Origin of the sequence: Robinsoniella sp. KNHs210 (assembly GCF_000686105.1) — a bacterium.
Taxonomy (GTDB): Bacteria; Bacillota; Clostridia; order Lachnospirales; family Lachnospiraceae; genus Robinsoniella; species Robinsoniella peoriensis.
The window spans coordinates 764,034-787,823 of record NZ_JMLZ01000001.1; the positions used below are offsets into that span (position 1 = coordinate 764,034).

Annotated in this window: 21 protein-coding genes and 2 pseudogenes; 19 read left to right on the forward strand and 4 right to left on the reverse strand. The window is 41.4% G+C overall.

What is annotated here, in order from left to right:
• Nucleotides 1-320: 320 nt before the first annotated feature.
• The 6 genes and pseudogenes from CD03_RS0102965 to CD03_RS39325 form a co-directional block, all read left to right on the forward strand.
• A complete protein-coding gene (locus CD03_RS0102965) occupies nt 321-683 on the forward strand; it encodes a GntR family transcriptional regulator (protein ID WP_027292354.1) in 363 nt (120 codons plus the stop codon).
• A complete protein-coding gene (locus tag CD03_RS0102970) occupies nt 676-1,521 on the forward strand; it encodes an ATP-binding cassette domain-containing protein (protein WP_027292355.1) in 846 nt (281 codons plus the stop codon). The genes CD03_RS0102965 and CD03_RS0102970 overlap by 8 nt, the downstream gene beginning before the upstream one ends.
• Nucleotides 1,514-2,194, forward strand: coding sequence for a hypothetical protein (locus CD03_RS0102975; protein ID WP_027292356.1), 681 nt, complete (start codon nt 1,514-1,516; stop codon nt 2,192-2,194). The genes CD03_RS0102970 and CD03_RS0102975 overlap by 8 nt, the downstream gene beginning before the upstream one ends.
• Nucleotides 2,195-2,544: 350 nt before the next feature.
• Nucleotides 2,545-2,721, forward strand: a complete 177-nt coding sequence (locus CD03_RS0102980) for a cysteine-rich KTR domain-containing protein (RefSeq protein WP_027292357.1) — start codon at nt 2,545-2,547, stop codon at nt 2,719-2,721.
• A gap of 80 nt (nt 2,722-2,801) precedes the next feature.
• Nucleotides 2,802-3,929, forward strand: coding sequence for an ABC transporter permease (locus CD03_RS0102985; protein ID WP_027292358.1), 1,128 nt, complete (start codon nt 2,802-2,804; stop codon nt 3,927-3,929).
• 1 nt (nt 3,930) lies between these two features.
• Nucleotides 3,931-4,086 (forward strand): annotated as a pseudogene (locus CD03_RS39325) (DUF6783 domain-containing protein); the annotation flags it as partial.
• On the opposite strand, the pseudogene CD03_RS39780 reads toward CD03_RS39325, so the two are convergent.
• Nucleotides 4,012-4,173 (reverse strand): annotated as a pseudogene (locus CD03_RS39780) (DUF6783 domain-containing protein); the annotation flags it as partial. The pseudogenes CD03_RS39325 and CD03_RS39780 overlap by 75 nt on opposite strands.
• On the opposite strand from CD03_RS39780, the gene CD03_RS0102990 reads away from it, so the two are divergent.
• The 13 genes from CD03_RS0102990 to CD03_RS0103060 all read left to right on the forward strand — a co-directional run bounded on the left by CD03_RS0102990 (nt 4,168) and on the right by CD03_RS0103060 (nt 21,719).
• Nucleotides 4,168-4,854: an ABC transporter ATP-binding protein gene (locus tag CD03_RS0102990; RefSeq protein WP_027292359.1), complete on the forward strand. Its 687-nt coding sequence runs from the start codon at nt 4,168-4,170 to the stop codon at nt 4,852-4,854. The pseudogene CD03_RS39780 and the gene CD03_RS0102990 overlap by 6 nt on opposite strands.
• Complete coding sequence (locus tag CD03_RS0102995; RefSeq protein WP_027292360.1) at nt 4,851-5,951, forward strand: FtsX-like permease family protein; 1,101 nt, start codon at nt 4,851-4,853, stop codon at nt 5,949-5,951. Before CD03_RS0102990 ends, CD03_RS0102995 begins: the two co-directional genes overlap by 4 nt.
• 119 nt (nt 5,952-6,070) lie before the next feature.
• The gene (locus tag CD03_RS0103000; RefSeq protein ID WP_027292361.1) at nt 6,071-8,737 is read left to right on the forward strand and encodes a DEAD/DEAH box helicase; all 2,667 of its coding nucleotides are present in this window, start codon (nt 6,071-6,073) and stop codon (nt 8,735-8,737) included.
• Between the two features lie 9 nt (nt 8,738-8,746).
• On the forward strand, nt 8,747-10,807 hold the full coding sequence (locus tag CD03_RS0103005; RefSeq protein WP_027292362.1) for an ATP-dependent helicase: 2,061 nt from the start codon (nt 8,747-8,749) through the stop codon (nt 10,805-10,807).
• Nucleotides 10,808-11,017: 210 nt separating this feature from the next.
• Nucleotides 11,018-12,223 carry an NRAMP family divalent metal transporter gene (locus CD03_RS0103010; RefSeq protein ID WP_027292363.1) on the forward strand — a complete coding sequence of 402 codons (1,206 nt, stop codon included), beginning with the start codon at nt 11,018-11,020 and terminating at the stop codon, nt 12,221-12,223.
• Between the two features lie 56 nt (nt 12,224-12,279).
• Complete coding sequence (gene pxpB, locus CD03_RS0103015) at nt 12,280-13,008, forward strand: 5-oxoprolinase subunit PxpB (protein WP_027292364.1); 729 nt, start codon at nt 12,280-12,282, stop codon at nt 13,006-13,008.
• Between the two features lies 1 nt (nt 13,009).
• Nucleotides 13,010-14,014: a biotin-dependent carboxyltransferase family protein gene (locus tag CD03_RS0103020; RefSeq protein WP_027292365.1), complete on the forward strand. Its 1,005-nt coding sequence runs from the start codon at nt 13,010-13,012 to the stop codon at nt 14,012-14,014.
• A 31-nt stretch (nt 14,015-14,045) separates the two neighbouring features.
• Nucleotides 14,046-14,471 carry an acetyl-CoA carboxylase biotin carboxyl carrier protein gene (gene accB / locus CD03_RS0103025; protein WP_027292366.1) on the forward strand — a complete coding sequence of 142 codons (426 nt, stop codon included), beginning with the start codon at nt 14,046-14,048 and terminating at the stop codon, nt 14,469-14,471.
• 21 nt (nt 14,472-14,492) lie between these two features.
• Nucleotides 14,493-15,839, forward strand: coding sequence for an acetyl-CoA carboxylase biotin carboxylase subunit (gene accC, locus CD03_RS0103030; protein WP_027292367.1), 1,347 nt, complete (start codon nt 14,493-14,495; stop codon nt 15,837-15,839).
• A 48-nt stretch (nt 15,840-15,887) separates the two neighbouring features.
• Nucleotides 15,888-16,655, forward strand: a complete 768-nt coding sequence (locus CD03_RS0103035; RefSeq protein WP_027292368.1) for a LamB/YcsF family protein — start codon at nt 15,888-15,890, stop codon at nt 16,653-16,655.
• A gap of 227 nt (nt 16,656-16,882) precedes the next feature.
• Nucleotides 16,883-17,941, forward strand: coding sequence for a helix-turn-helix domain-containing protein (locus CD03_RS35710; RefSeq protein WP_052377637.1), 1,059 nt, complete (start codon nt 16,883-16,885; stop codon nt 17,939-17,941).
• Between the two features lie 245 nt (nt 17,942-18,186).
• A complete protein-coding gene (locus tag CD03_RS0103055) occupies nt 18,187-19,977 on the forward strand; it encodes an ABC transporter ATP-binding protein (protein WP_044288865.1) in 1,791 nt (596 codons plus the stop codon).
• Complete coding sequence (locus tag CD03_RS0103060; protein WP_027292370.1) at nt 19,974-21,719, forward strand: ABC transporter ATP-binding protein; 1,746 nt, start codon at nt 19,974-19,976, stop codon at nt 21,717-21,719. Before CD03_RS0103055 ends, CD03_RS0103060 begins: the two co-directional genes overlap by 4 nt.
• A gap of 212 nt (nt 21,720-21,931) precedes the next feature.
• Here CD03_RS0103060 and CD03_RS0103065 read toward each other — a convergent pair whose 3' ends face one another.
• The 3 genes from CD03_RS0103065 to CD03_RS0103075 are packed head-to-tail and all read right to left on the reverse strand — an operon-like array spanning nt 21,932 to nt 23,737.
• The gene (locus tag CD03_RS0103065; protein WP_027292371.1) at nt 21,932-22,339 is read right to left on the reverse strand and encodes a hypothetical protein; all 408 of its coding nucleotides are present in this window, start codon (nt 22,337-22,339) and stop codon (nt 21,932-21,934) included.
• Entirely contained in the window at nt 22,320-23,066 is a 747-nt protein-coding gene (locus tag CD03_RS0103070; RefSeq protein WP_027292372.1) for a zinc ribbon domain-containing protein, read from the reverse strand. Before CD03_RS0103070 ends, CD03_RS0103065 begins: the two co-directional genes overlap by 20 nt.
• Nucleotides 23,063-23,737 (reverse strand): hypothetical protein, encoded by a 675-nt coding sequence (locus tag CD03_RS0103075; protein ID WP_027292373.1) that lies wholly within the window; start codon nt 23,735-23,737, stop codon nt 23,063-23,065. The genes CD03_RS0103070 and CD03_RS0103075 overlap by 4 nt, the downstream gene beginning before the upstream one ends.
• Nucleotides 23,738-23,790: the final 53 nt, after the last annotated feature.

Consider the following 23,790-nt stretch of genomic DNA (forward strand, 5'->3'; position numbering starts at 1 on the left):
ATTACAATACAATAGCAGAGTTGTCACAAAAATAATGTGGCGACTCTATTTTTATTTAACATAATTAAGTTTAAAATCAGATACAAATTTAGCTGTTTCTTTTCTGTCTCTTTATCTTTTGTTAATTCCTTTTTATTTTTTTTCATCCATATCCTTTTCTAATTTTAATTGGAAAAATCTTATATTAGCTTGCGTTATGATCTTATAATTTTAAAACCCGAATAAAATCATTGTTGACAATTAAGTATTTATGTGCTAAATTCTGGTTAGTGGGTTATATCACTAACCCAATACCCTTAAGAAATGGAGGGAAGAATTAATTGAATAATGACAAACCTATTTTTCAACAAATTATGGAAATGATTGAGGATGACATTATTTCCGGGACTTATCAAGTTGATGATATTATTATTTCAACAACTCAAATTTCAAAACTCTTGTCTGTGAATCCTACCACATCTGTAAAGGCTGTAAGTAATTTGACAGAGGAAGGAATTCTATATAAAAAAAGGGGAATTGGAATGTGTGTCACTGACGGTGCAAGGGATAAAATACTAAACCGCCGGAAAAAGATTTTTTTTGAAGAAGCTGTTCCAGAACTGCTTACAGAAGCAGATAAACTGGGAATATCTGAAGCAGAGTTAATTCAAACGATTCGGAAGGAGAAGGAACATAATGATTAGCTTAAACGATACTTCAAAGCATTATGGCGAAACAATAGCAATTGACCATATTACGGCTCAATTAAAAGAAAATAAGATATATTGTCTCCTTGGCCGGAACGGAGCTGGCAAAACGACGCTGCTCAAAATGATAGCCGGACATATTAATGCTTCTTCCGGTCAGATTGAAGTCTGCGGCAGGCAGGTAAAAACGTCTGTGATGCCGGAAAATGTCAACTTTATCGAAAACAAGATGACACAGTTTAATACAACGGTGGGAATGCTGTTAAAAATGGCAGGTAATCTCAATGATGATTTTGATTACGACTTTGCCAAAAGCATGGCAAATAGATTTCAGCTTGATTTACATAAGAAATATAAGCAGCTGTCTTTTGGGATGCAGACCATGTTGACCACACTGATGGGGCTTGCAAGCAATGCAAATATTGTTATTTTAGATGAGCCACTTTTAGGATTTGATGCTGTTATGCGTAAAGAGTTCTACGAAATGCTGAATGATAGTTTTGAAAAACATCCGAAACTAATCATTGTCTCTACTCATATGATTGATGAAATAGCGAAAAGTGCACAGCGGGTCATGATTCTGGATAAAGGCAGACTTATTTTCGAGGCGGATATTAATGATATTGATGAAAAGGCTTATGTGATCACAGGCCGTACTGCCGATGTGGATTCTATAGTGGGTAACCTGAACGTGATCAGTAAGAAAATATTGGGGAGCCATACTTCGGCTTTTATTTATGATGAGAGGGGGAAGGTTCCGGCAGGAGTTTCGGTACAATCTGTTGGCTTGCAGGAGTTCTTTGTGAATATGGTTGGAGGAAATGCAGATGAATAAAAAAGCTTTGGTTATAGCAAAGATAAATTTTCGGTTTTTACTGCCGGCCTATATAATCACTGCAGTGTTCCTGCTGGCTGGCGTATGGAATCTGATTGGTGCATCAACAGGTATTACCGGAAATATCTATGTTGAAATAGGTAACTATCTGTATGTTTTTGCTGTATTAGCACCAATTTTTATTGCAGGGAGAAACTTTAAGAGAATTATGCATCTGAATGGTAAGAAGCAGGATTATTATTGGGGATGCCTTGCCAACTATATTATAATTGCTGCGGCAGCGTCACTGGGTAATATGATACTGTTTTTTTGCAGCAAAGCGCTGTTTGATTCTTTGGTTAACATTCAGAATCTGGCTGAAATATTTGGTTGGCTGAGTCATGGCATAGTAATCTGTTTTATTCAACAATTTTGTTTTCTATTGTTAACGGCTGTGTTTGTACATATGATGACAGAAATGCAAAGTTCTTGGCTGGGCTGGCTGGCAGATGTTTTGCTTGTTGTAGTCCTTAGTATATTTATTCCGGTGCCTGTACTTCGAAATGTCCTGGAAGGTTTTTTCAGGCTAATTATATTTCATCCTAATGTGTTTATCCAGATCGGATGTTGTCTTGTATTAACTGCTCTGTGTTATGCAGTAGATTTATATGTTCTAAGGAGGAAACGAATTTGATTAATGAAGTAAATCAACAATTCAATCAACAAATAAAGCAACAATTTAAACAGCAATTAAAGCAGCAATTAAAGCAAGAATTAAACCAGGAATTAAACCAGGAATTAAACCAGGAATTAAACCAGGAACTAAACAAAGAATTAAACCAGGAACTAAACCAGGAACTAAACAAAGAATTAAACCAGGAACTAAACCAAGAATTAAAACAGGAATTAAACCAGAAATTAAAACAAGAACTAAACCAGGAATTAAACCAGGAACTAAACCAAGAATTAAAACAGGAATTAAACCAGAAATTAAAACAAGAACTAAACCAGGAACTAAACCAAGAACTAAAAAAACAGGAAGAGATGTGGATTATCTGTCCAGCCTGCCATAACAAAACCCGCACACGGGTTCGGGCAGATACTGTTCTTTTGAATTTTCCACTATACTGTCCTAAGTGTAGGCAGGAACACCTGATAAATGTCCAACAATTGAATATATCCGTTATCACAGAGCCAGACGCACAGATGCAGAGCCGATAACTTGCGAATCAAAATGAGATGAATCGCAGTTATTGGCTCTGTTTGCGTTGTTTTATAAAAAAATAGAATCGAGGTAATTTATGAACCCATTATCAACCATTAATTTTTTTCGCCACAATAAGCGGAAACTGTTATCTAACGTTATTATAATTGTTGTTGCGATCTGCCTGGTATATCTAATGGAATGTTTTGTGGCTTCCATTGCGGGCTCTATTTATCCATTGGATGCGAACCGTTTTCATTATGGCATGGTTGTAGTATCTACGTCTGCGGTTCCGGAAATTCCCCGGGAAACCATAGAGGAATTGGAAAGCAGTGACAGCATTGATGTTACCGTGCCCATTGCAATTAAAAAGATAACTTTTTCGGTACCTGGTTCCACTACTCACACAGCTGCATTCGGTTGCTCGGCAGAAGACCAGAAATTGTTATTAGACAGATTTCAAATAAAATTAAGCCGCGGCAGACTGCCGGAAGAAGGTACAAACGAGTTAGCTATTGATAAAAATGTAGCACTGAATAACAAACTGCAGATAGGAAGTCAGGTGGGGAGTAAGCATGATAAGACACAATCACTCCCCGGGGATTATAGGGTAGTTGGCATACTGGAAAGTGACAGTCATATTTCCCTGATAGGTTCCCCCACTCCAGGTGACAAATCCATTAAGTATGGGGATAGCGGAATTGTAGTATTTCCCCGAACCGGGAGATTTGAAGGAGCAGAAAAAGAGGTAGCTGCTTTGAACAGCCAGGGATTACTTGTTTGGACGCTGGAGTTGTACAACAGAACTTATGCGAAAAATCAACAGACATTTCAGATATTGGATATGATGGTAATTCTTGCAATTTTAGCAATGGTGATCTGTCTTGTGTGTTCCAATTATGCACAGCATTTTTCCCGGAAAAGTGAGATTGGAGTACTGGGAGCATTGGGTTATACCCGCAGGCAGTTAACAGCCCGTACATTTCGGGAAGTGATAGTAACAAATCTAATCGCATTAATCATCGGATTACTGATTGCAATATTACTGACTTCAGCAATTATTCCCAGACTCTTTGATGACATCGGCGGGACGGGAATTGTGTTTTATGGGAAAGCGGCTATCATGTCAGTATTGGCGCCGCTCTTTACTGGTGTCTTTGTACTGATTCCGGTCAGACGCTTGATTCGAAGCGTAGATGCCGTTTCTATAGTGGAACAAAACTAGAGTGTGTTTGAAATTTCATTCCTGCCATCTGCATGCCCTACTTCGCGGCATATTTGCTCCGAATTCAGGTTACGTAGCCCGCTACGCGTCCTTCATCCGGGTCAAATCTCCCACAAAGTGGGACGCACAGCTGCCAGAAAGCTATTTTAAAACACGCTTTAGAGCAAACGGTGGTAAAAACTATTATTTTATATAAACAGGATCGTAATTGCGATCCTCTATACGAGGAGGAATCATAATGAATTACAAATTAAATAATGTTAGTCTGATCTATGATATGGACAAAGAAGCAAAAACAGCAGCTTTAAGTAATGTGAATCTGTCTCTGAAGGAAAGTGGTATGATTGGAATCATGGGACCCTCGGGCAGCGGCAAAAGTTCCCTTTTATATGCCATGGCAGGATTGAAAATTCCTACTTCCGGTCAGATTGTATATGATGGGAATGACATGACAGCAATGGATAACACAGCTTTAGCCAATTTGCGCCGGCAGGATTTTGGATTTATATTCCAGCAGCATTTTCTGATTAATTATATGACTGTGTTGGAAAATGCCCTGGTTCCAATAAATCTTAATACAAGGCAGACAAGAAAGAAGGCAATGGGGCTGCTGGAGAGTCTGGGCATCGCAAAGCAAGCCGGCAAATATCCCTACCAGTTATCCGGAGGACAGCGGCAGAGGGCAGCTATTGCCCGTGCACTGATGAACGATCCCAAGGTGATATTCGGGGATGAGCCGACTGCCGCACTGGATCATGAAAGCGCCATGGAAGTGGTTGATTTGCTTACGGAATATACACAAAATACGATGGTGGTTATCGTAACCCATGACAGGAGTATCCTTAAAAATGCAGATACGATGATTCAGATAGAAGATGGAGTCATAACGCAGATGTATTCACCCGATCAGGAGGAAAGACGATGAAACCGCTGAATGCTTTTTTATATCTCAAAAATAATTTTAAAAAAGTCCTGCCTATTTACCTTTCACTGCTGGTTGGGGTGTTTATGATCTACTTCTATTCTCTTTTTAGTGCAACAACAGAGAAGATGATGAGTGTGGCGTCAACAGATGTGATGGATAAATACAATATTGTATATACTGACGATGACAGTCCTCTGCCTTTGAATTTCCATGAACAGCTGAACAGCATGAAGGAAGCAGATCCAATTCCGGTACAGATGGATCTGCCCGGATTTTCTTATTACCGGGGAGGAATGGGCGGTACGACGATGCTGACATTTAATTTGTTCAGGGATGATGTATCTTCAGTGTTGGAAAATTGCGGTGTGCAGCTTGTCAGCGGCAGGCTTCCGGGGAATAACCAATCAGAGCTTCTTGTGCCGGGGGAGTATGCGCTGCAGAATAACCTGGAGGTAGGTGATTTTGTGGGTACGGAAGTGTCTGATGAATATATGCTGTATGGTAAATACAGAATCTGCGGATTAACAGAGGGAGACGTATTTTTCGCAGTTACCTGCCAGCCGGGGGAGGAAACAAAAGAACAGATTATAAGCAGAAGTGTGATGTATCGAAGCCAGCCTCTCAGCGTAGATAATCAGGCGTTGCTGCTTAAAGATCTGCCCTCAAATGTGGTAACCAGAACACGCTCATATTACGAACAGGAATACGGTGCCACACTCCTTTCGATGCAGTCCCTGACCTATGTCCTGACGGCGGCAATGGTTCTGGTACTGTGTATTGCATTGGGAAACTTAAATGCCATTCTGTTTGCAAATCGGAAAAATGAAATGATGATTTTACATTCTATTGGCTATACCAGCGGACAGTTATCACGCAAGCTTTGGCTGGAAAATCTTCTGGTATGTGTATGCGGTTTTCTATCGGGGATTTTATTTACAACCGCGGTTGTAGGAGTGGTAAATCTTTTATTTATGCAGCCTCATGGTAAAATTCTGGAAGTGATGAATTTAAGAGGACTGATAGCAGCAGGTGCAATACCCGTATTTGTATCTGGCTTCAGTATAATGCCTAGTTTGAAAAGAACTCGTAATTTTTAAACAGGCAGGAAAGCAGCCAGAATGACATCACGGCATGAAACATGAAAAAACAGATGTAATTCACAGTCTTATGCGCTATAATAAAAACAATAATGTTTGAATAGAATAGGAGCATTTTCGTGAATATACAGGATTATATTATTTACAATAAAACGATTCCCAAAAGGGCAGCCGTTTATGCTGATTTCCCGGATGGTTTATCAAAGGAAATATGTGAGTATCTGTCATGCAGGGGAATTACAAAACTTTACTGCCATCAGGCTGAAATGTTTCTGGAGGCTGCAAAGCAAAAGAATATTGTAATCACAACTTCTACGGCCAGCGGTAAAACATTGAGTTTCCTGCTCCCTGTTATCCAGGAAATATTGGCAGATCCGTTGACAAGAGCTATTTTTATATATCCGACTAAAGCTTTGGCAAGTGATCAGTTCAGGGCAATCAAGCCATTTCTGGAGTATTTCGGTGAGAACAGAATAGCGGCAGGGGTATATGATGGAGATACACCGGTAAATGAAAGAAGCAGAATCCGGAAAAGCGCTAATATTATTTTGACTAATCCGGAAATGATAAACAGTGCTTTTCTGCCAAATCACAGTAAATTCGGCTTTGATTTTATTTTTTCAAATCTGAAATATGTAGTGATTGATGAGCTTCACACATACCGGGGGGCTTTTGGTTCCCATCTGGCTAATGTTTTTCGCCGGCTGGGAAGAGTATGCAGGTATTACCATTCTTCACCCCAGTATCTTTGCAGTTCTGCAACCATTGCCAATCCGGTGGAGCTGGCTGAAGGTATTTGCGGGCAGAAATTTGTGCGGATTGAACGGGATGGTTCGGGGGCGTCTGAGAGAAATTATAAATTGATTCAGCCACCCAGGATTATGGGAAAAGATAAGCAATATTATGGACAGGTACAGTCCACAGCTGTGGCAGCAGAACTTCTTCCGGAATTAGTGGAGAACGGCCACAGCTTTATTGCATTTGCCAGATCCAGAAAGAATGTAGAGATTATTTTAAAGGAAGCAAGGGATAAGCTGGAAGCAGAAAGTTTCTTCGGAGTATCGCTTACAGACAAGATTTCCGGATATCGGGGCGGATACACACCGCTGGAGCGAAAAGAAATTGAGAGTAAGATGATCTCGGGAGCTTTGTGCGGGTTAGTTTCTACTAATGCGCTGGAACTCGGTATTGACATTGGAAAAATTGAAACAGCAGTGCTCTCCGGTTATCCGGGCACGAGGGCTTCCTTCTGGCAGCAAACGGGAAGGGCTGGAAGAAGCAGCAATCGCTGCACCAATTATCTGATTCTGGATAATCTTCCTTTTGACCAGTATATAGCCATTAATCCGGAGTGGCTGTTTGAATCCGGCAGTGAGAATGCGGTTATTGATAAGAATAATCTGCTTATAGAGCTATCTCATATTCGTGCGGCGGCAGCAGAGATTCCGCTGACACTGGATGATATTTCATTGTTTCCGGATCTGGGCGAGACAATTCCTGTATTGATCCGGGCAAAGGAACTGGCAAGCCAGGGCGGGAAATTTGCCTGGACAGGTAATGCCTTTCCGGCAGGAGATTTCAGTTTGAGAAATATTGACAAATCCAGGTATAAACTGATGAATCAGGACAATCAGAAGGAAATTACGGAAATGGACGAGCTGCAGGCGTTCCGGGAAATTCATAAGGGTGCAGTGTACATGCATGACGGGGTACAATATCAGGTTCTAAAACTGGATCTGGAATGTAAAACGGCTTATGCGGTGACCTTTCAGGGAAATTATTATACAATGCCGGGAAGTAACACCAATATAAGGATCATTCAGGGAAGCAAAGAAAGAGATTATAAACGTGTAACAATTAAATTTGGAGATGTAAATGTGGATGAGATGGTCTATATGTTTAAGAAGCTGCAATTCCATAATCATCAGAATCTGGGGTATGAGCAGCTGGAACAGCCGTTGTCTAAGGATTACGATACGGAGAGTACCTGGATTAAGATTCCTGAAAACGTAGTACAGGCATACAGACGCCTGCTTCAGGAGAGCCCCAATGGACAGTTAATCAGGAATAATCACTTTGAAGGCTTGTGCTATGCAATTAAGAATGCTGCAATGATGGCTACGATGACAGAGCAGGAGGATATCGGTGTTGTCATGTCCGGAAATGCAATTGGCATGGGGGAAAATTTTGCCTGTGGAGAGGTATATCTGTTTATCTATGATAAGTATATTGGTGGTCTCGGATATTCGGAGAAGGTCTATGACCTGACAGAACAGATTATCCGTAATGCAATCACCCTGGTAAATGGATGCAAATGTGAAAAAGGATGTGCGGTGTGTATCGGGGATTATAAATTAGATAAAAACATGATTCTCTGGGGATTGCAGAATCTATTGGAGGAAGAGCCGGTACCCAAAGAAGTGAAGCTTGTAGAATATGCCCCCTCTACCTTTATGCAAAAACAGTTTCAATTTAAAGAACTGCCGGAAAAGTGGCAGGAGTTCTGTGAATATTTAAAGGAGCGGGGAGATACCTTTGCAGCTTTTTTCAATACGATACCGGTAGTAGAGACAGATGGAGCGGACCTGATACTTTTTACGGACAGCAATTTCTATAAGGAATGGATTCTGGAGGAGAATAATAGAAAGAGCCTTTTAAATATAATATCTTTTTACACGGAAGCGCCTCAGGGGATCCGTTTGCAGATTAAGCAAATGGAGAAGGGAAGAGACCGAAGTGAAATAAAGGATAAACTACAGAGAAGATATGAAAATCTGATGGAATAGGAGGTTTCCATGCAGTTTGAAAAAGAATTAGAACGGCTGAACCAGTACCAGAGGGAAGCAGTGCTGGATGAAAGCGATGCCTGTATCGTAAATGCTAACGTGGGCAGCGGTAAAACGACGGTATTAATTTCTAAGATCATGTACCTGCATAATGTGAGAAATGTTCCATATCAGAATATGGTGGTACTTACGTTTACCAATAAAGCGGCAAATGAAATAAAAGAACGTCTGACTGGTACTGATGCGGGAATTCCAATGGATGAGCTGGAGACTTTCGGGACTTTTCACAGTGTTGCACTCCATCTTTTAAGAAGTAAGCTGCCTCTTGAAAAGATTGGGTATACAAAGGGCTTTCTTGTGATAGAACCAGAAGAAGAACTGGATATTGCAATGCAGGTGATCGAGAAAGAGAAACTGGTTATTAAATATAAAAATCGTTTAAAGAAACGTTTGGAGCAGGCGATGACGGGGCAGATAACAGAAAATAATTCCAGCATCCGGGATGATATTTTCAAACTGGTGAAGTTGTTGAAAGAAGAGAAGGTACATCAAAATAAAATGTCTTTTTCGGATCTTTTGCAGAATACAAATCAATTATTGGAAGATCATAGTATGGAAGCCAAATGGATAATTATTGATGAGGTGCAGGACTGTGATAAAATGCAGCTGGATTTTATCGAAAGATTTATGAATGGAGACACCAGACTGTTTGCTGTGGGAGATCCAAACCAGATTATATACAGCTGGAGAGGAAGCACCTGGAATGTATTTTATATTTTAAAGGATAAATATCATGCTAAGGAATTATCCCTTCCCATTAATTATCGTTCCAGCAGTTCTATTTTAGAAGTAGCAAAGTGTTTTTTACAGAATGGAACTCCGTTAAAGGGTATGCGGGACACAGGGAATAAAATTATTTTGAAGAACCATTATAATCCCTTTAACGAAGCCTGCTATCTGTCCGGTAAAATAAGGGAACTTCAGTCGGAAGGTGTGCCGCTTAATGAAATTGCTGTATTCTACCGATTGCAGAATCAGTCCGAAGTCTTTGAGAAGGTATTTGCAGAAAATGGAATCCCATTTGAAGTTTCCATGAAAAAGACGATACAGGATATTCCGGTTCTAAAGTGGATGGTGAAACTGCTGCGTTTTTGTGTAAATCCGGATGACGATATGTCGGGGATCTATGTGTTAAGTAATCGGGATTATGGAGAGCGGCTGACGAAAAAAGAAGCCGTAAAACTGTTAAAAGACCAGAATGGGAATCATGTGGGTATTTCAAAATTATATGATAAAATGATGGCTTTTACGGAACAGAGCAGCGAATTACATAATCCCTTAGAACTTTTCCGGTATTTTGCATTGGATGAGTATCTTATGCCTACTTCATCTGCTTATACACAAGACAGGCAGGCGGTCATAGATTTGGCAGAGATTATCTTTTCCTATATTAAGGAAAAGCAGATGATGTTTTTGGATGGATTGACGGATTTCCTGAATTCTTCAGCACTTTATGGGATAAATATATTACAGAAAGATGTTCACAGTGAGGAAGACTCGGTGAAGCTGATGACACTGCATGCTTCTAAGGGGCTTGAGTTTTCCCATGTTTTTATTACGGGAGTGAATTATGGACTGATTCCTTTACGGACAAAGGATTTCGAAGAGGAGGACGAGGAAAGAAGGCTGTTTTTTGTAGGCATTACCAGGGCAAAAGATTATCTTGAGATTTCATATTATACGAATCCGGATTTTTATCGGGTGATGCCCGGTGAAAGCAGATATATCCATATGATTCCCGCCCATCTGATTGAGGATGAAGCGGGTGTAAAAAGTGAAGTGAATCTGCAGGAACTCAAAAGGCAGATACAGGAAGCAAAAAATGAGGGGGCAAAGGAAAAGTCATCCAATGCGGTACCAGAAGAGCAGGTTTCCCAGGGAATGGTAAAACATAAGAAATATGGGACGGGTAAGATATTAAAAGAAGATGACCTTATGATTGTGGCAGAGTTTGAAAATTATGGAGTGAAAGAATTTATGAAAGCTTTTAGTGAGTTAGAGCGTGTTTGAAAATTCTTTTTCTTAATTGGATACCCTGCTTTGCGGACGGCATCCGCCTTCTTTTCTGGTTTTCCGGTGATTGTCAGCTTCATGTAATATGAGATATCCGTGAAATTAAAATATATACTTGTCTGGAAATAAATTTTAATGTATAATTTTACTATTACAGTCACTCTATGTATGTGACTATGGTAAAAAAAGAAAGAGAGAGGGAATTGTATGGAAGAAAAGAAAAAATCAAATGGTGGTGCACTGCTGGGAGCTGCATTTATCATGGCTACATCAGCAATTGGTCCTGGGTTTTTAACACAGACAGCAAAGTTTACAAGTGATTTCCAGGCAAGCTTCGGATTTGTTATTTTAGTTTCTATTTTACTGGCCATCGTCGTTCAGATGAATGTCTGGCGTGTGCTTTGTGTATCCGGGATGCGCGGACAGGATGTGGCAAATAAGTTACTCCCGGGATTAGGTTATTTTGTAGCATTGCTGGTTGTATTAGGCGGCCTGGTATTTAATATTGGCAACGTAGGCGGCGGTGCTTTGGGATTCAATACGTTATTAGGGCTTCCGCTGACAGCCGGATATATTTTAGCCGGAGCGATTGCCATCGCTGTATTTTTACTTAAAAATGCCACAAAGGCAATGGATACTCTGACAAAAGTGCTCGGCGGAGTGATGATTGTTGTAATTTTTGTGGTTATCGTAATTGTAAAGCCTCCTGTTGGACAGGCTATTAAAGAAACTTTTATCCCGTCTACAGGTGCGGTAGCGCTGTTCCCAGCAATATTAACGTTACTTGGCGGAACCGTAGGAGGTTATATTACCTTTGCCGGTGCCCATCGTCTGATTGACGCAGGCATTACAAAGAAAGAGAATTTAAAAGAAGTTAACAAGAGTTCTATCATGGGTATCGGAATTGCAACGATCGTGCGTATTTTCTTATTCCTTGCAATTCTTGGTGTAGTGGCAAAAGGCCTTACTTTAGATCCAAACAACCCGGCAGCGGATGCATTCAGCCAGGGTGCAGGTGAGCTGGGCTACCGATTCTTTGGATTAGTATTGCTTTGTGCAGCAGTTACCTCTATTGTAGGTGCGGCTTATACATCCGTTTCATTCATGAAGACTCTGAGCAAGACGGTTGCAAAATATGAAAAATGGGTTACCATTGCTTTCATTGCAGTATCAACTCTGGTTATGGCGATTCTTGGACAGCCGGCTACTCTTCTGGTTCTGGCTGGTGCATTAAATGGCCTGATCTTACCGGTTACTTTAGGTGTATGCCTTGTGGCATCCCAGAAAAAGAGTATCATGGGACAAGATTACAAGCATCCGAAGTGGCTGTTGATTCTTGGTATCCTGGTAGTTCTGCTTGCAGCATATCTTGGAGTTACTTCACTTTCAGGTCTTGGTAAGTTATTCGCATAGAAAATACAAAGGTGTAGTCACTATGATTGCACCTTTTTGAAATAGGAGAGAGCATAATGCTGAAAATTGAAATTCTAACAGCAGGTGATTCTGCGATTTTGATTGAGTTTGGCAAAGAGATCAGCCCGGAAATCAATCGGAAAATTACGGCTATTGTACAGCTGATTAAGGAACAGCAGATCGAAGGAATTGTAGACACAATTCCCGCTTTCTGCTCCTTACTGGTGAATTACGATCCCAGAATTATCTCATATGAGAAGATTGTGGAGCGCATGCGGCAATTAGTAAAAGTGGATGTTATGGCTGAGGTTGGTGAAAAACGGATTATTGAAATCCCTGTCTGCTACGGCGGGGATTTTGGACCGGATATTGAAACCGTTGCCGAAAATGCAAAAATGTCCCGGGAAGAAGTGATTAAATTGCATTCTTCCAAAGATTATCTGATTTATATGCTTGGTTTTCTGCCGGGATTTTCATACCTGGGAGGTCTGGATGAGCGTCTTCATACACCGCGTCTGGCTAATCCCAGAATTAAGATTAATGCAGGAAGTGTAGGCATCGGCGGTTCCCAGACAGGAATTTATCCACTGGATTCTCCGGGAGGCTGGCAGTTGATCGGTCTAACTCCGGTGAAGACATATGATCCGAACAGAGAAGTGCCTATTTTATTTGAGGCTGGAGATTATATCCGTTTCGTACCTATCGATGAAGCAGAGTTTTACCGCATAAAAGAATTAGCCAATAAGGGCGAATATCAGTGTATCGTTCATGAAGGAGGTGTGTAAGATGGGATTTCGCGTATTAAAAGGAGGCATGCTGACAACGGTACAGGATTTAGGAAGAACAGGTTACCAGAGTCAGGGATTTGGTGTGTCAGGAGTAATGGATGTACGTTCCTTTAAGATTGCAAATCTGCTTTTAGACAATCCGGAAAATGAAGCGGCGCTTGAGATCACTTTGATTGGTCCTACATTGGAATTCACATCCGCAACGATTATTGCCATTACCGGAGGGGATTTCCAGCCGATGATTAATAAAAAACCGGCGCCAATGTATACGGCGATTTACATGAATAAGGGTGATATACTGGAATTCCAGAGTGCCAGAACAGGCAGCAGGGCATATATTGCGTTTTCAAGCTATCTGGATATTCCTGTTATCATGGGAAGCCGCTCCACCAATATCAGAAGCAGGGTAGGGGGATATAAAGGAAGAAAACTTCAGGCGGGTGATTATGTGGGATTCCGTATAAAAAGGAGATATCTGCCATACTTTTTATCCAGAAATCTGGATCTGGATGAATTTGACCAGGAGGATGCTACGCTGAGAGTGGTGTTAGGACCCCAGGACAGTCATTTCACAAAGCAGGGGATGGAAAGCTTTCTGGGCAGTGAATATGAGGTAACCAGTGACTTTGACCGTATGGGATGCCGGCTGGAAGGTCCTTTTGTAGCTTATAAAGATACGGCGGATATTATTTCAGATGGTATTACAATGGGATCTGTACAGGTTCCGTCCCATGGAAAGCCGATTATTATGTTGTCTGACAGACAGACTACCGGGGGTTATGCCAAGATCGCAACCGTTGCATCAGTGGATATCCCGAAGCTGGTACAGAGAAAGACAGATCATAAGATACGGTTTCAGGCAATTACTGTTACAGAAGCCCAGAGTCTTTATCTGGATGAGATAAGAGAAATGGATGATTTCCGAAAAGAAATACACAGGCCCTGTAAAGAAGTTTTGGACTGCCGTCTGGTTGCCAAGCGGTTGGAAAAACTCTTTTCATAGATAAAAGCAGATAAGAAAGAGAGGTATTTAAATGGATTTAGAAAAGATAGAGGGATTGATAAAAATAATTGAAAAGTCATCTTTGACAACGTTTTCCATCAAAGAAGGAGACGTAAAGATTTCTATGAGCAAGATTAAGTATGCTCCTGGAGCAGCAGAAGGCATGACTGTTAATACTTCAGCTCAGGAGGAAGGTAATCCAGTGGAAGAAGAAGAGCAGTGTTTTATAACATCTCCTATTGTAGGAACTTTTTATGCGGCGGCATCACCCGATGAACCGGCATTTGTAAAAGTAGGTGATGTGGTAAAGGGCGGACAGACTGTCTGCATACTGGAAGCGATGAAGCTGATGAATGAGATTGAAAGCGATTTTGACTGTGAAATTGAAGCTGTTCTGGTAAGCAATGAACAAAAAGTAGAATATGGACAGCCGCTGTTTCGCGTAAACAAATTATAGGCATAAAGGGAGGATTGGACTGTGTTTAAAAAAATATTAATAGCCAATCGGGGTGAGATAGCAGTTCGAATTATCCGCGCATGCCGTAACCTGGGCATTCGCAGTGTAGCGATATATTCCAAAGAGGACAAAGACAGCCTTCATGTACAGCTGGCAGACCAGCGTATCTGTATTGGCGAGGGTCCTGCAAAGAACAGTTATTTAAATATGGAACGCATTATCAGTGCGGCAAATAATATGGCTGCTGATGCTATACACCCGGGATTTGGATTTTTATCTGAGAACAGTGATTTTGTGCGGATGTGTGATGAGAATGGAATCACGTTCATCGGTCCATCCGCTGATGTAATTGACAGTATGGGCAATAAATCCCATGCCAGAAAGACAATGATGGATGCAGGCGTACCGGTTGTTCCGGGAACAAAAGAACCGGTCTATGAGGCTGAGGCGGGTGCAAAGATTGCAAAAGAAATCGGGTATCCGGTTATGATTAAGGCATCTTCCGGCGGCGGCGGTAAAGGTATGCGTGTTGCAAAAAATGAAGATGAATTTGAGTTTCAGTTTAATATGGCGCAGCGGGAATCAGCCAATGCTTTTGGTGATGATACCATGTACATTGAGCGTTTTATTGAGAATCCAAGGCATGTGGAGATACAGATTATTGCAGATGCATATGCAAATGTAGTAGCTCTGGGAGAGCGTGACTGTTCGGTGCAGAGAAATCACCAGAAATTGATTGAGGAATCGCCATCACCTGCTATTTCAGAGGAAATGCGGGAGGAAATGAACCGCTATGCAATACTGGCAGCGAAGACCGTAAATTACACAAATGCCGGAACGATAGAGTTTATTGTAGATCCAAAAGGCAACTTTTTCTTTATGGAAATGAATACCCGTATCCAGGTAGAACATGGTGTTACAGAGATGGTTACCGGTACGGATTTAATTATAGAACAGATCCGTATTGCTATGGGTGAAAAATTGAGCTTTAACCAAAGTGACATTATTCTTCGCGGACATGCTATTGAATGCCGTATAAATGCCGAGATTCCGGAGAAAAACTTTATGCCAAGTCCGGGTGTGATTAAACATATGCATCTTCCGGCAGGAAATGGAGTGCGTGTGGATACCGGGCTTTATACCGGGTACCGCATTCCATCCGAATATGATTCTATGATTGCAAAAGTTATTGTCCACGCACCGGACAGAGAAGCAGCATTACAGAAGATGCGTTCCGCGTTGGATGAAATGGTGATTATGGGAATCGAGACAAACATTGATTTTCAGTATCAGATACTGAAGCACCCTACATTTTGTGAGGGAAAAGCCGATACCGGATTTATTGAACAGTTGATGAAACTGAGTTAGAAAATGATATATCTAAATATTCATAAAGTGAGATGAAAGGAGTTTCCTATGTATAAAGTGGATTTAAACAGCGACCTTGGCGAAAGCTTCGGACACTATACAATTGGAATGGATGACCGTGTGATTCCATTTATCACATCCGCAAATGTGGCATGCGGATATCATGCTTCTGATCCGGTTGTTATGGAAAAGACAGCAGCGATTGCGAAAAAAGAAGGGGTGCGGGTAGGTGCGCATCCGGGACTGCCGGATCTTATGGGATTTGGCAGACGCGTTATGGACATCACACCAGGGGAAGCAAAAGCCTATACGCTTTATCAGATCGGAGCATTGGCCGGAATCTGTAAAGCACAGGGTATCAGCCTGCAGCATGTAAAACCGCATGGAGCCCTTTATAATATGGCAGCAAAGGATTATGAACTTGCAAAGGGTATCTGTGAGGCAATTTATGAATTTGACAAGAATCTGATAGTTTTGGCATTATCCGGCGGAGAGCTGGCAAAAGCAGCAGCCGACTGTGGGCTTCGTACTGCACTGGAAGTATTTGCAGACCGTGCTTATGAAGAAGACGGAACTCTGGTTAACCGGAGAAAAGAAGGCTCTATGATTACGGACGAAGAAGAAGCGATAGCAAGAGTTGTCCGTATGGTAAAAGAAGGAAAGGTTACTGCGATTACCGGAAAAGATATACCGATTAAAGCAGATTCAGTGTGTGTGCACGGAGATGGCGAAAAAGCTCTGGCATTTGTAGAAAAGATCCGTAAAACACTGATAGATGAAGGTGTGGAAATCAGCCCGCTGGATGAGATCGTGTAAGATTTATAGAATATTTATTGGAAATTGTTGTAAAAACGCCTGTTCATGATAGTTTATATCATGAAACAGGCGTTTTTTGAATTAACGTATTTATTTGTAAGAAAGTATTTCCAGAATGGCAGGTATTTCAGCTTGGAGGCCGGCTGCCGGAAAGTTTGGGGAAAACTCAAATATATCCTTGCTTATAAAAAGAAAAGCTGATAAAATGCGGTTAGATATAGCTAACTATGTGGGCTATAACCAAGCATCATATATCTGCTTTGAAATATGATATGGGGATAGGTAATGATATTCTATGTATAAAAGTAAAAGAAGGTGAAGTATTGAACGGAATAGATTTATCATCGGTACGGATGGATTTTAGAGGATTTGGCTTTTCAAAAAGGGAAGTAAACGAATTGATTCAAGAATATAGCATAAATGAACCGAAAAACAAAGTACATATAACAGCTTATATGATTTTGCCGGGAGTTGAGATTTTTTGCACAGATTATCAGACACATGAACATTTTTATGGAAAGGTGAATGAATGCAATTATTATCAGATTGCATATTCCCATAAAGGTGTTTATGAAAGCAGGATTGACGGGCATCGGTTTCTTAGACTTTCTGAGGGTGAAATTTCCATGATGACAAATACGTATCAGAGTTTTGATTCTCATACACCCATGGGATATTTTCAGGGAATCAATATCATTTTTTATCCGCAGATGATCGGAGGAGAAGCAATTGACTTTCTCGGATTGTTTGCGATTGATATTAACGAACTTTTTAAAACGCACCTTCAGGGTAAACGATTTGAACGATTTGTTTGTGACGGTCATATCAAAAAAGTCCTCGAAGCATTGTATGAAGCATCCAGAGAGGGCGACTATATTCATATGAAAATACATGTTCTACACTTGCTGACAGAATTTGTCCATTATGAAGGAGCCAGACAGAAGAAATATCATGTCGTTACAGATAAGAAAACAGAAACAATCAGTCAGATCAAAAACTATATAGAAAAGAATATGCAGAAGCATTTTACCATTAGGGAGCTGGCTGCACATTTCCATATATCGGAGACAGGACTTAAGGATAATTTTAAAGTCATTTATGGTTGCAGTCCTTATGAATTCTTAAAAGGATGCCGCATGGAATGGGCCGCTAAAAGGCTGAAAACAACAAATGAATCCATAGCGGATATAGGAAACGCAATCGGGTACGAGAATCCAAGTAAGTTTTCAGCAGCTTTTTCAAGTATCTACGGTTTAACACCAATTAAATATAGAAAAAATGGCTAAATGGAGTATTATGACTAAACAGAGTGGAAGAATATTCCTCAATTTTGTATTATTGGTTAGGTAAAGCTAACTATGCTGGGGGAAAATCAGGAGAATGCGTGTGTGGATTTTGTGATTACCCATGACCTGGAGCTGGTTGTGGGAAGCTGCACCCATGTGCTGCATTTGGAATATGGAAAAGTGTAAGTGTTCAGCTCCTCTTTGTGGGGGAGATTAAAGAAAGGAAGAAAGAGAGGAAAAAGAAATTGAAAACGAAAACGAAAAAGAAAAGCAGTATTGTTGTTTTACTTCAATATGCCGGTAATTATCGCTGGCTGACAATCCTGGGCTGCATTTTATCAGGGGCTGCAGCCGTCATCGGCTTAATGCCGTATGTATTTGTATGGTTGGTGGCAAGAGATGCGCTTGCGGTATATCCCAATTTTGCGGCGGCAGATAATCTGGCTAAGTGGGGATGGCTTGCAGTATGGTTTTCAGTAGCAAATCTTGCAGTGTATTTTATAGCGTTAATGATGACCCATATTTCTGCATTTCGCACAGCAAGAAACATGCGAATGAAAGCAATGCAGCATATGGTGGAATTACCCCTTGGTTTTTTTACCGGGAATCAGTCTGGCAAGCTTCGCAAGCTGGTAGATGATAATGCAGCGCTTACAGAGGATTTGTTGGCGCATAAGATGCCTGATACCGTTGGCGCAGTCGTGACACCTCTTGCAGCAATTGTTTTTTTGCTCCTGTTTGACTGGCGAATGGGTGCACTATCCCTTTTCACCATGGTCCTGGCACTGGCATCTATGGGTATGATGATGAGTGGAAAAAATGCAAACTTTTTTCACCGGTATCAGCAGGAAATCGAAAAAATGAGTGGAGAAGCAGTGGAATATGTCAGAGGTATTCCGGTCGTAAAGGTATTTCAGCAGACGGTATATTCCTTCAAGGCCTTTTATGCAGCAATTTTGTCCTACAGTGATCTTGCCGGCAAATACGCTATGAGCTGCCAAATGGGCAACACTTGTTTTTTAAGTGCCATTAACGGAACATTTCTACTCCTGATTCCTGCAGCGCTCTATATTGCTTCTGTCAGTGACGGATGGGGTGTCATTCCCAATTTTATCTTCTATGCTTTGTTTGCACCGGCTTGTGGAAATATGATTAACCGGATTATGTATGCGTCACAGTCTGTCATGGAAGCAAATGAGGCTGTATTTAAAATGGAGGAAGTCTTATCCCAGGAACCATTGAAAAATGCGACATATACCACGGCACCCTCCGATGGAACGGTTGAGTTTAAGGATGTCACATTCACTTATCCGAAAGCCACAAGGCCTGCACTTTCCCATATCAGTTTTCGTGTGGCGGGGGGGCAGACAGTAGCTTTGGTGGGGCCTTCCGGTGGGGGTAAAACTACAGCAGCCAGTCTCATTCCCAGGTTCTGGGATGTATTGGAAGGGCAGGTGAAGATTGGCGGCGTTGATGTTCGTGAAATAGACAACAGGCTTTTGATGGATCAGGTTGCTTTTGTCTTTCAGGATACGCGGCTGTTTAAACAAAGCCTGCTTGATAATATAAGGGCAGCAAAACCGGAGGCATCCAGGGAACAGGTTCTCCGTGCCGCCCATGCTGCACAGTGCGATGATATTCTTGAAAAACTTCCGGACGGCTTAGATACGGTTGTGGGAACGAAAGGAATTTATTTGTCCGGCGGGGAGGTACAGAGAATTGCGTTAGCCAGGGCCATTTTAAAGGATGCACCAATTATTGTGCTGGATGAAGCAACGGCATTTGCGGACCCGGAAAATGAAGCACAGATTCAAAAAGCCTTTGAGTCGTTGATTCGGGGGAAAACGGTACTTATGATTGCCCACAGACTATCCACGATTCAAAATGCAGATAACATTCTTGTTATGGATAATGGGAAGATTACGGAGTGTGGAACACATGGTGAACTTTTGGAAAAACAGGGACTGTATGCTAAAATGTGGAGGGATTATCAGAAGTCGGCAAAGTGGAAGGTTGGAAAGGAGAGCACATTATGATTTCAAGAATTGAACATCTTTTTGCACTCAGTCATCAGGGGGCAAAGGACTTTGTAAAGGCAGTATTGCTGACGGTAGTATGCAACATCAGTCTGATGCTTCCGGTAGGCGTCATTATGGCAGTGATCCAATATATGCTTGCAGCGATTCCCAACGGAGAAAATACAGGAGCAAAAATTCTGTATTATACCGGGATAGCGGCAGTGATCCTGGTTGTACTGTTTGTGCTTCATTACATTCAATATGCGGCCCTTTATCTGTCGGTATATAAGGAGAGTGCCAACCGAAGAATTGCACTGGCTGAAACACTGCGCAAGCTTCCGCTTTCCTTTTTTGGAAAAAGAGATTTAAGCGATCTGACAGCAACCATGATTGCAGACTGTTCCAGTCTGGATCAGATGTTTTCTCATTATATTCCAGTGTTGTTTGCGGCTGTTATTTCCACCACTATTGTAGGAATCAGTATGTTCTGTTTTAATCCCAAAATGGCACTGGCTGTATTGTGGGTTGTTCCGGCAGCGCTGCTTTTGACGATTTGCTCCAAAAAGCTGCAGGATACATATGGTACGAAAAACATTCTGGCAAAACGTGCCGTTACTGACTATATCCAGGAAGGATTGGAAACCAATCGTGATCTGAAGGCTTGCAATCAACAGGAAGTTTATTTAAAAGAACTGGAGCAAAAAACGGCAGCCGCAGAAAAATCAGCCATCCGGTCAGAATTGGCGGCAGGCACTTTTGTAAGTTCTGCGCAGGCATTTTTACGTATTGGTATGGCGACAACAGTTCTGGCAGGGGCGGACCTTTACGTACGCGGAGAGCTTACACTACTGTATTTTCTTGGTTTTCTGTTTGCTGCTGCACGAATTTATGATCCCCTTAGCATTGTTCTTATGAATATGGCGGCAACCTTTAACGCAAAACTTCAGATTAACCGTATGCGTGCGATTCAGGAAGAGCCGGTACAGACAGGAACGGAAGATTTTAAGCCAAACGGCTTTGACATCAGTTTCGAACACGTGGATTTTTCATATCGAGACGGAGAAGGGGTTCTTTCGGATGTGACATTTACGGCAAGACAGGGGGAGGTCACAGCTCTTGTGGGTCCTTCTGGCGGCGGAAAATCTACAGCAGCAAAGCTTTCAGCCAGATTCTGGGATGTGAATAAAGGAAAAATTAAATTAGGTGGCAGAGATATTTCTGAAATAGATCCGGAAGCCTTACTGAAATATTATGCGATCGTATTTCAGGACGTTGTCCTGTTCCGGGATACCATTATGGAAAATATCAGGCTCGGACGTAAGGGTGCCACGGATGAAGAAGTAATCGAAGCAGCAAAGGCAGCGCAGTGTGATGAATTTATCATGCGCCTGACAGATGGATATGAAACAGTAATCGGAGAAAATGGCTCTACCCTTTCAGGAGGAGAACGTCAGCGAATTTCCATAGCGAGGGCGCTGTTAAAGGATGCACCTGTAGTCCTTCTGGACGAAGCCACGGCGAGTCTGGATGTGGAAAACGAGAGTGCAGTCCAGGATGCATTATCCAGGCTGATTCGCAAGAAAACCGTTTTAATTATTGCACATCGGATGCGTACAGTAGCCAGTGCTGACAAGGTGGTTGTTCTGGAAAACGGACGAATTGTGCAGCAGGGTGCACCCGAAGAGCTTCTGAAACAAAAGGGAATGTACAGACATATGGTAGAACTGCAAAATAAGAGCATGGCGTGGAAGTTATCATAGAGAAAACCAGCTTTGTATCAATAAACTGTATCCCGGAAAGAGAAAGGGGCGGACCATGGCAGGCGTGCTCCCATCGGATACTAATCTGGCATAGATCTGCCCGCTGGATGAGATCGTGTAGAAAATTTATATGAAAATGATTTCGATTAAACGGTAATAAAAGCGCCTGTTCATGAAAATAACATCATGGACAAGCGCTTTTAAATACTTTTCTATTTTATGGATAGGATATCCAGAATGGCAGGTATTTCTGACTGAAGCTGCCCCATTTCTTTTTCTTTTTGTTTCATCACGGTTTTATAGGCAGCAGCTTTTTCTGTTTGCCTGCTGTCTGTATAAAGTCTGTAATTTACGGCAGCCTCATAGTAGCGGGCCAGAGCATAATATTCCTCAAGTATTTCATTTGTTTTGGCACCCCGGGCTTCGTTTTGTGAAGTTTTTCGCAGTATAGACCCATAATCCTGGTATTTCAGATCTCCGGAAAAAGATTGTTCATCGTATGTTGTATAGCCCTGGAATTCTTCCTTAAGGCGTGCGATCCCCATAGCAAGTAAAAAGACAAATAGAATCGACAGAATGATGATAAGGATGCCCGATATACTAATTCGTTTCTTCTTCATGGATGTCTAATCTCCTTTCCAGTATATCTCGAATTCCGTTTGCAGACAGGTTGGGAAGCGTACGCAGATCTTCCTTTGTCATATTGCAGAAGGAAGACAGCAGCAGCTGAATCTTCTGATCAATATCATCTAATGCAGCCAGATGTTCAGCCTGGTATTTCCCCTCATATAAAAAATATTCTCCCGATATGGTTTCATAATAGGAGGAGAGGCTGGAGACCAGGTATCTGGGAGACCAGCTGCTATGAAGTTCAGGATTAATCAGCGAATTAATGGAATCAAAGATACTATTATAACTCTCTGAAGCCCGGGTAATTGCAGTGTAGGAATCAAATTCGTCACCCAGGTACAAATTGTTTGAGTTATAGTAAGCATTCAGGTCGATATATTTTCTGTTTTCTATTAAATTATCCATGGTTTCTTTATGGATAGCTTCATTTTTATGTAAGGCGCTTTTCGTAACGCTTTTGTATATGGGCCAGGCGGATCCGACCAGGATAAAGGCGGCAACATTCAGGATCACCAAAATGGCAATGATGCTTGTGCGTACACTGATACTTGTAAATCTATGGGTTGTAGTGTAAACGTCATTCTGAGTTTTTTTGAATTCCGACTGATAATGTTTCATATCAGAACGGTGTTTCAAAATATCGGGATTTTGGGAACCGCAATAAGGACATTTTTCATCCTTTAACGTTAAGGGTGCCCCGCAGAAAGTACACTTCATTTTTTAACCTCCTCATCATAAAGCTTTTTTAATTGATCTATACTCATGTGATAGCGTTCATTTAAAATCTGTTCTGCTTCTTTTTGATATGCTTTTACCATAGCAGAATCTTCCTTACGCATATCTTCAAGGCGTGTCATGATCAGAAGAGAAGTCATGGCGGTCATGATATCTTTTTCACGGTTGTTCTCCGGGTCCGTAATTATGAGATAGTCGGCATATGCCCAGATAAAGTCAGAATGCTTCCAGTTGTAGGTGGAAAATTTCTGTGTTTCGGAGTCTGTCAGTATGTAGTTCAGAACAGCGTCGTAATTTCCTTCCTCATACCAGACATCCATTTTCGGAAATGCCGTACGTTCCCAGGCTGTCTGGGCAGCGTCCTGTTTTTTTAACTGGCTGTCATTAAACTGAAACAATAAAAATATCCCAAGTGCCAGAAGGGCGGCAATCAGGAGCGATATACCAATGCGCTTTCCTACACGTGAAGATTCACTTTTTATAGTATCTTCAAAGTAGTCCATAGGGACATCTTCTAATTTCTCCAGATTCTGATGCAGCTCATGTAGCTCATTCATATATTCTTTTTCGGCACCGGGGAAGTTCGTGGAACCACAATAGGGGCATTTCACTATAGTTTCATTCAGTATGGTGCCGCAGCTTTGGCATTTCATAATAAGAACTGTCCTTTCAGGTTAGTTAATTAATTATAATAAGAATACAATAA

Coding starts and splice junctions, on each gene's coding strand:
- CD03_RS0102970 (WP_027292355.1), top strand. CDS start 676: ATGATTAGCTTAAACGATACTTCAAAGCATTATGGCGAAACAATAGCA.
- CD03_RS0102975 (WP_027292356.1), top strand. CDS start 1,514: ATGAATAAAAAAGCTTTGGTTATAGCAAAGATAAATTTTCGGTTTTTA.
- CD03_RS0102980 (WP_027292357.1), top strand. CDS start 2,545: ATGTGGATTATCTGTCCAGCCTGCCATAACAAAACCCGCACACGGGTT.
- CD03_RS0102985 (WP_027292358.1), top strand. CDS start 2,802: ATGAACCCATTATCAACCATTAATTTTTTTCGCCACAATAAGCGGAAA.
- CD03_RS0102990 (WP_027292359.1), top strand. CDS start 4,168: ATGAATTACAAATTAAATAATGTTAGTCTGATCTATGATATGGACAAA.
- CD03_RS0102995 (WP_027292360.1), top strand. CDS start 4,851: ATGAAACCGCTGAATGCTTTTTTATATCTCAAAAATAATTTTAAAAAA.
- CD03_RS0103005 (WP_027292362.1), top strand. CDS start 8,747: ATGCAGTTTGAAAAAGAATTAGAACGGCTGAACCAGTACCAGAGGGAA.
- CD03_RS0103010 (WP_027292363.1), top strand. CDS start 11,018: ATGGAAGAAAAGAAAAAATCAAATGGTGGTGCACTGCTGGGAGCTGCA.
- pxpB (WP_027292364.1), top strand. CDS start 12,280: ATGCTGAAAATTGAAATTCTAACAGCAGGTGATTCTGCGATTTTGATT.
- CD03_RS0103020 (WP_027292365.1), top strand. CDS start 13,010: ATGGGATTTCGCGTATTAAAAGGAGGCATGCTGACAACGGTACAGGAT.
- accB (WP_027292366.1), top strand. CDS start 14,046: ATGGATTTAGAAAAGATAGAGGGATTGATAAAAATAATTGAAAAGTCA.
- CD03_RS0103035 (WP_027292368.1), top strand. CDS start 15,888: ATGTATAAAGTGGATTTAAACAGCGACCTTGGCGAAAGCTTCGGACAC.
- CD03_RS35710 (WP_052377637.1), top strand. CDS start 16,883: ATGTGGGCTATAACCAAGCATCATATATCTGCTTTGAAATATGATATG.
- CD03_RS0103060 (WP_027292370.1), top strand. CDS start 19,974: ATGATTTCAAGAATTGAACATCTTTTTGCACTCAGTCATCAGGGGGCA.
- CD03_RS0103065 (WP_027292371.1), bottom strand. CDS start 22,339: ATGAAGAAGAAACGAATTAGTATATCGGGCATCCTTATCATCATTCTG.
- CD03_RS0103070 (WP_027292372.1), bottom strand. CDS start 23,066: ATGAAGTGTACTTTCTGCGGGGCACCCTTAACGTTAAAGGATGAAAAA.
- CD03_RS0103075 (WP_027292373.1), bottom strand. CDS start 23,737: ATGAAATGCCAAAGCTGCGGCACCATACTGAATGAAACTATAGTGAAA.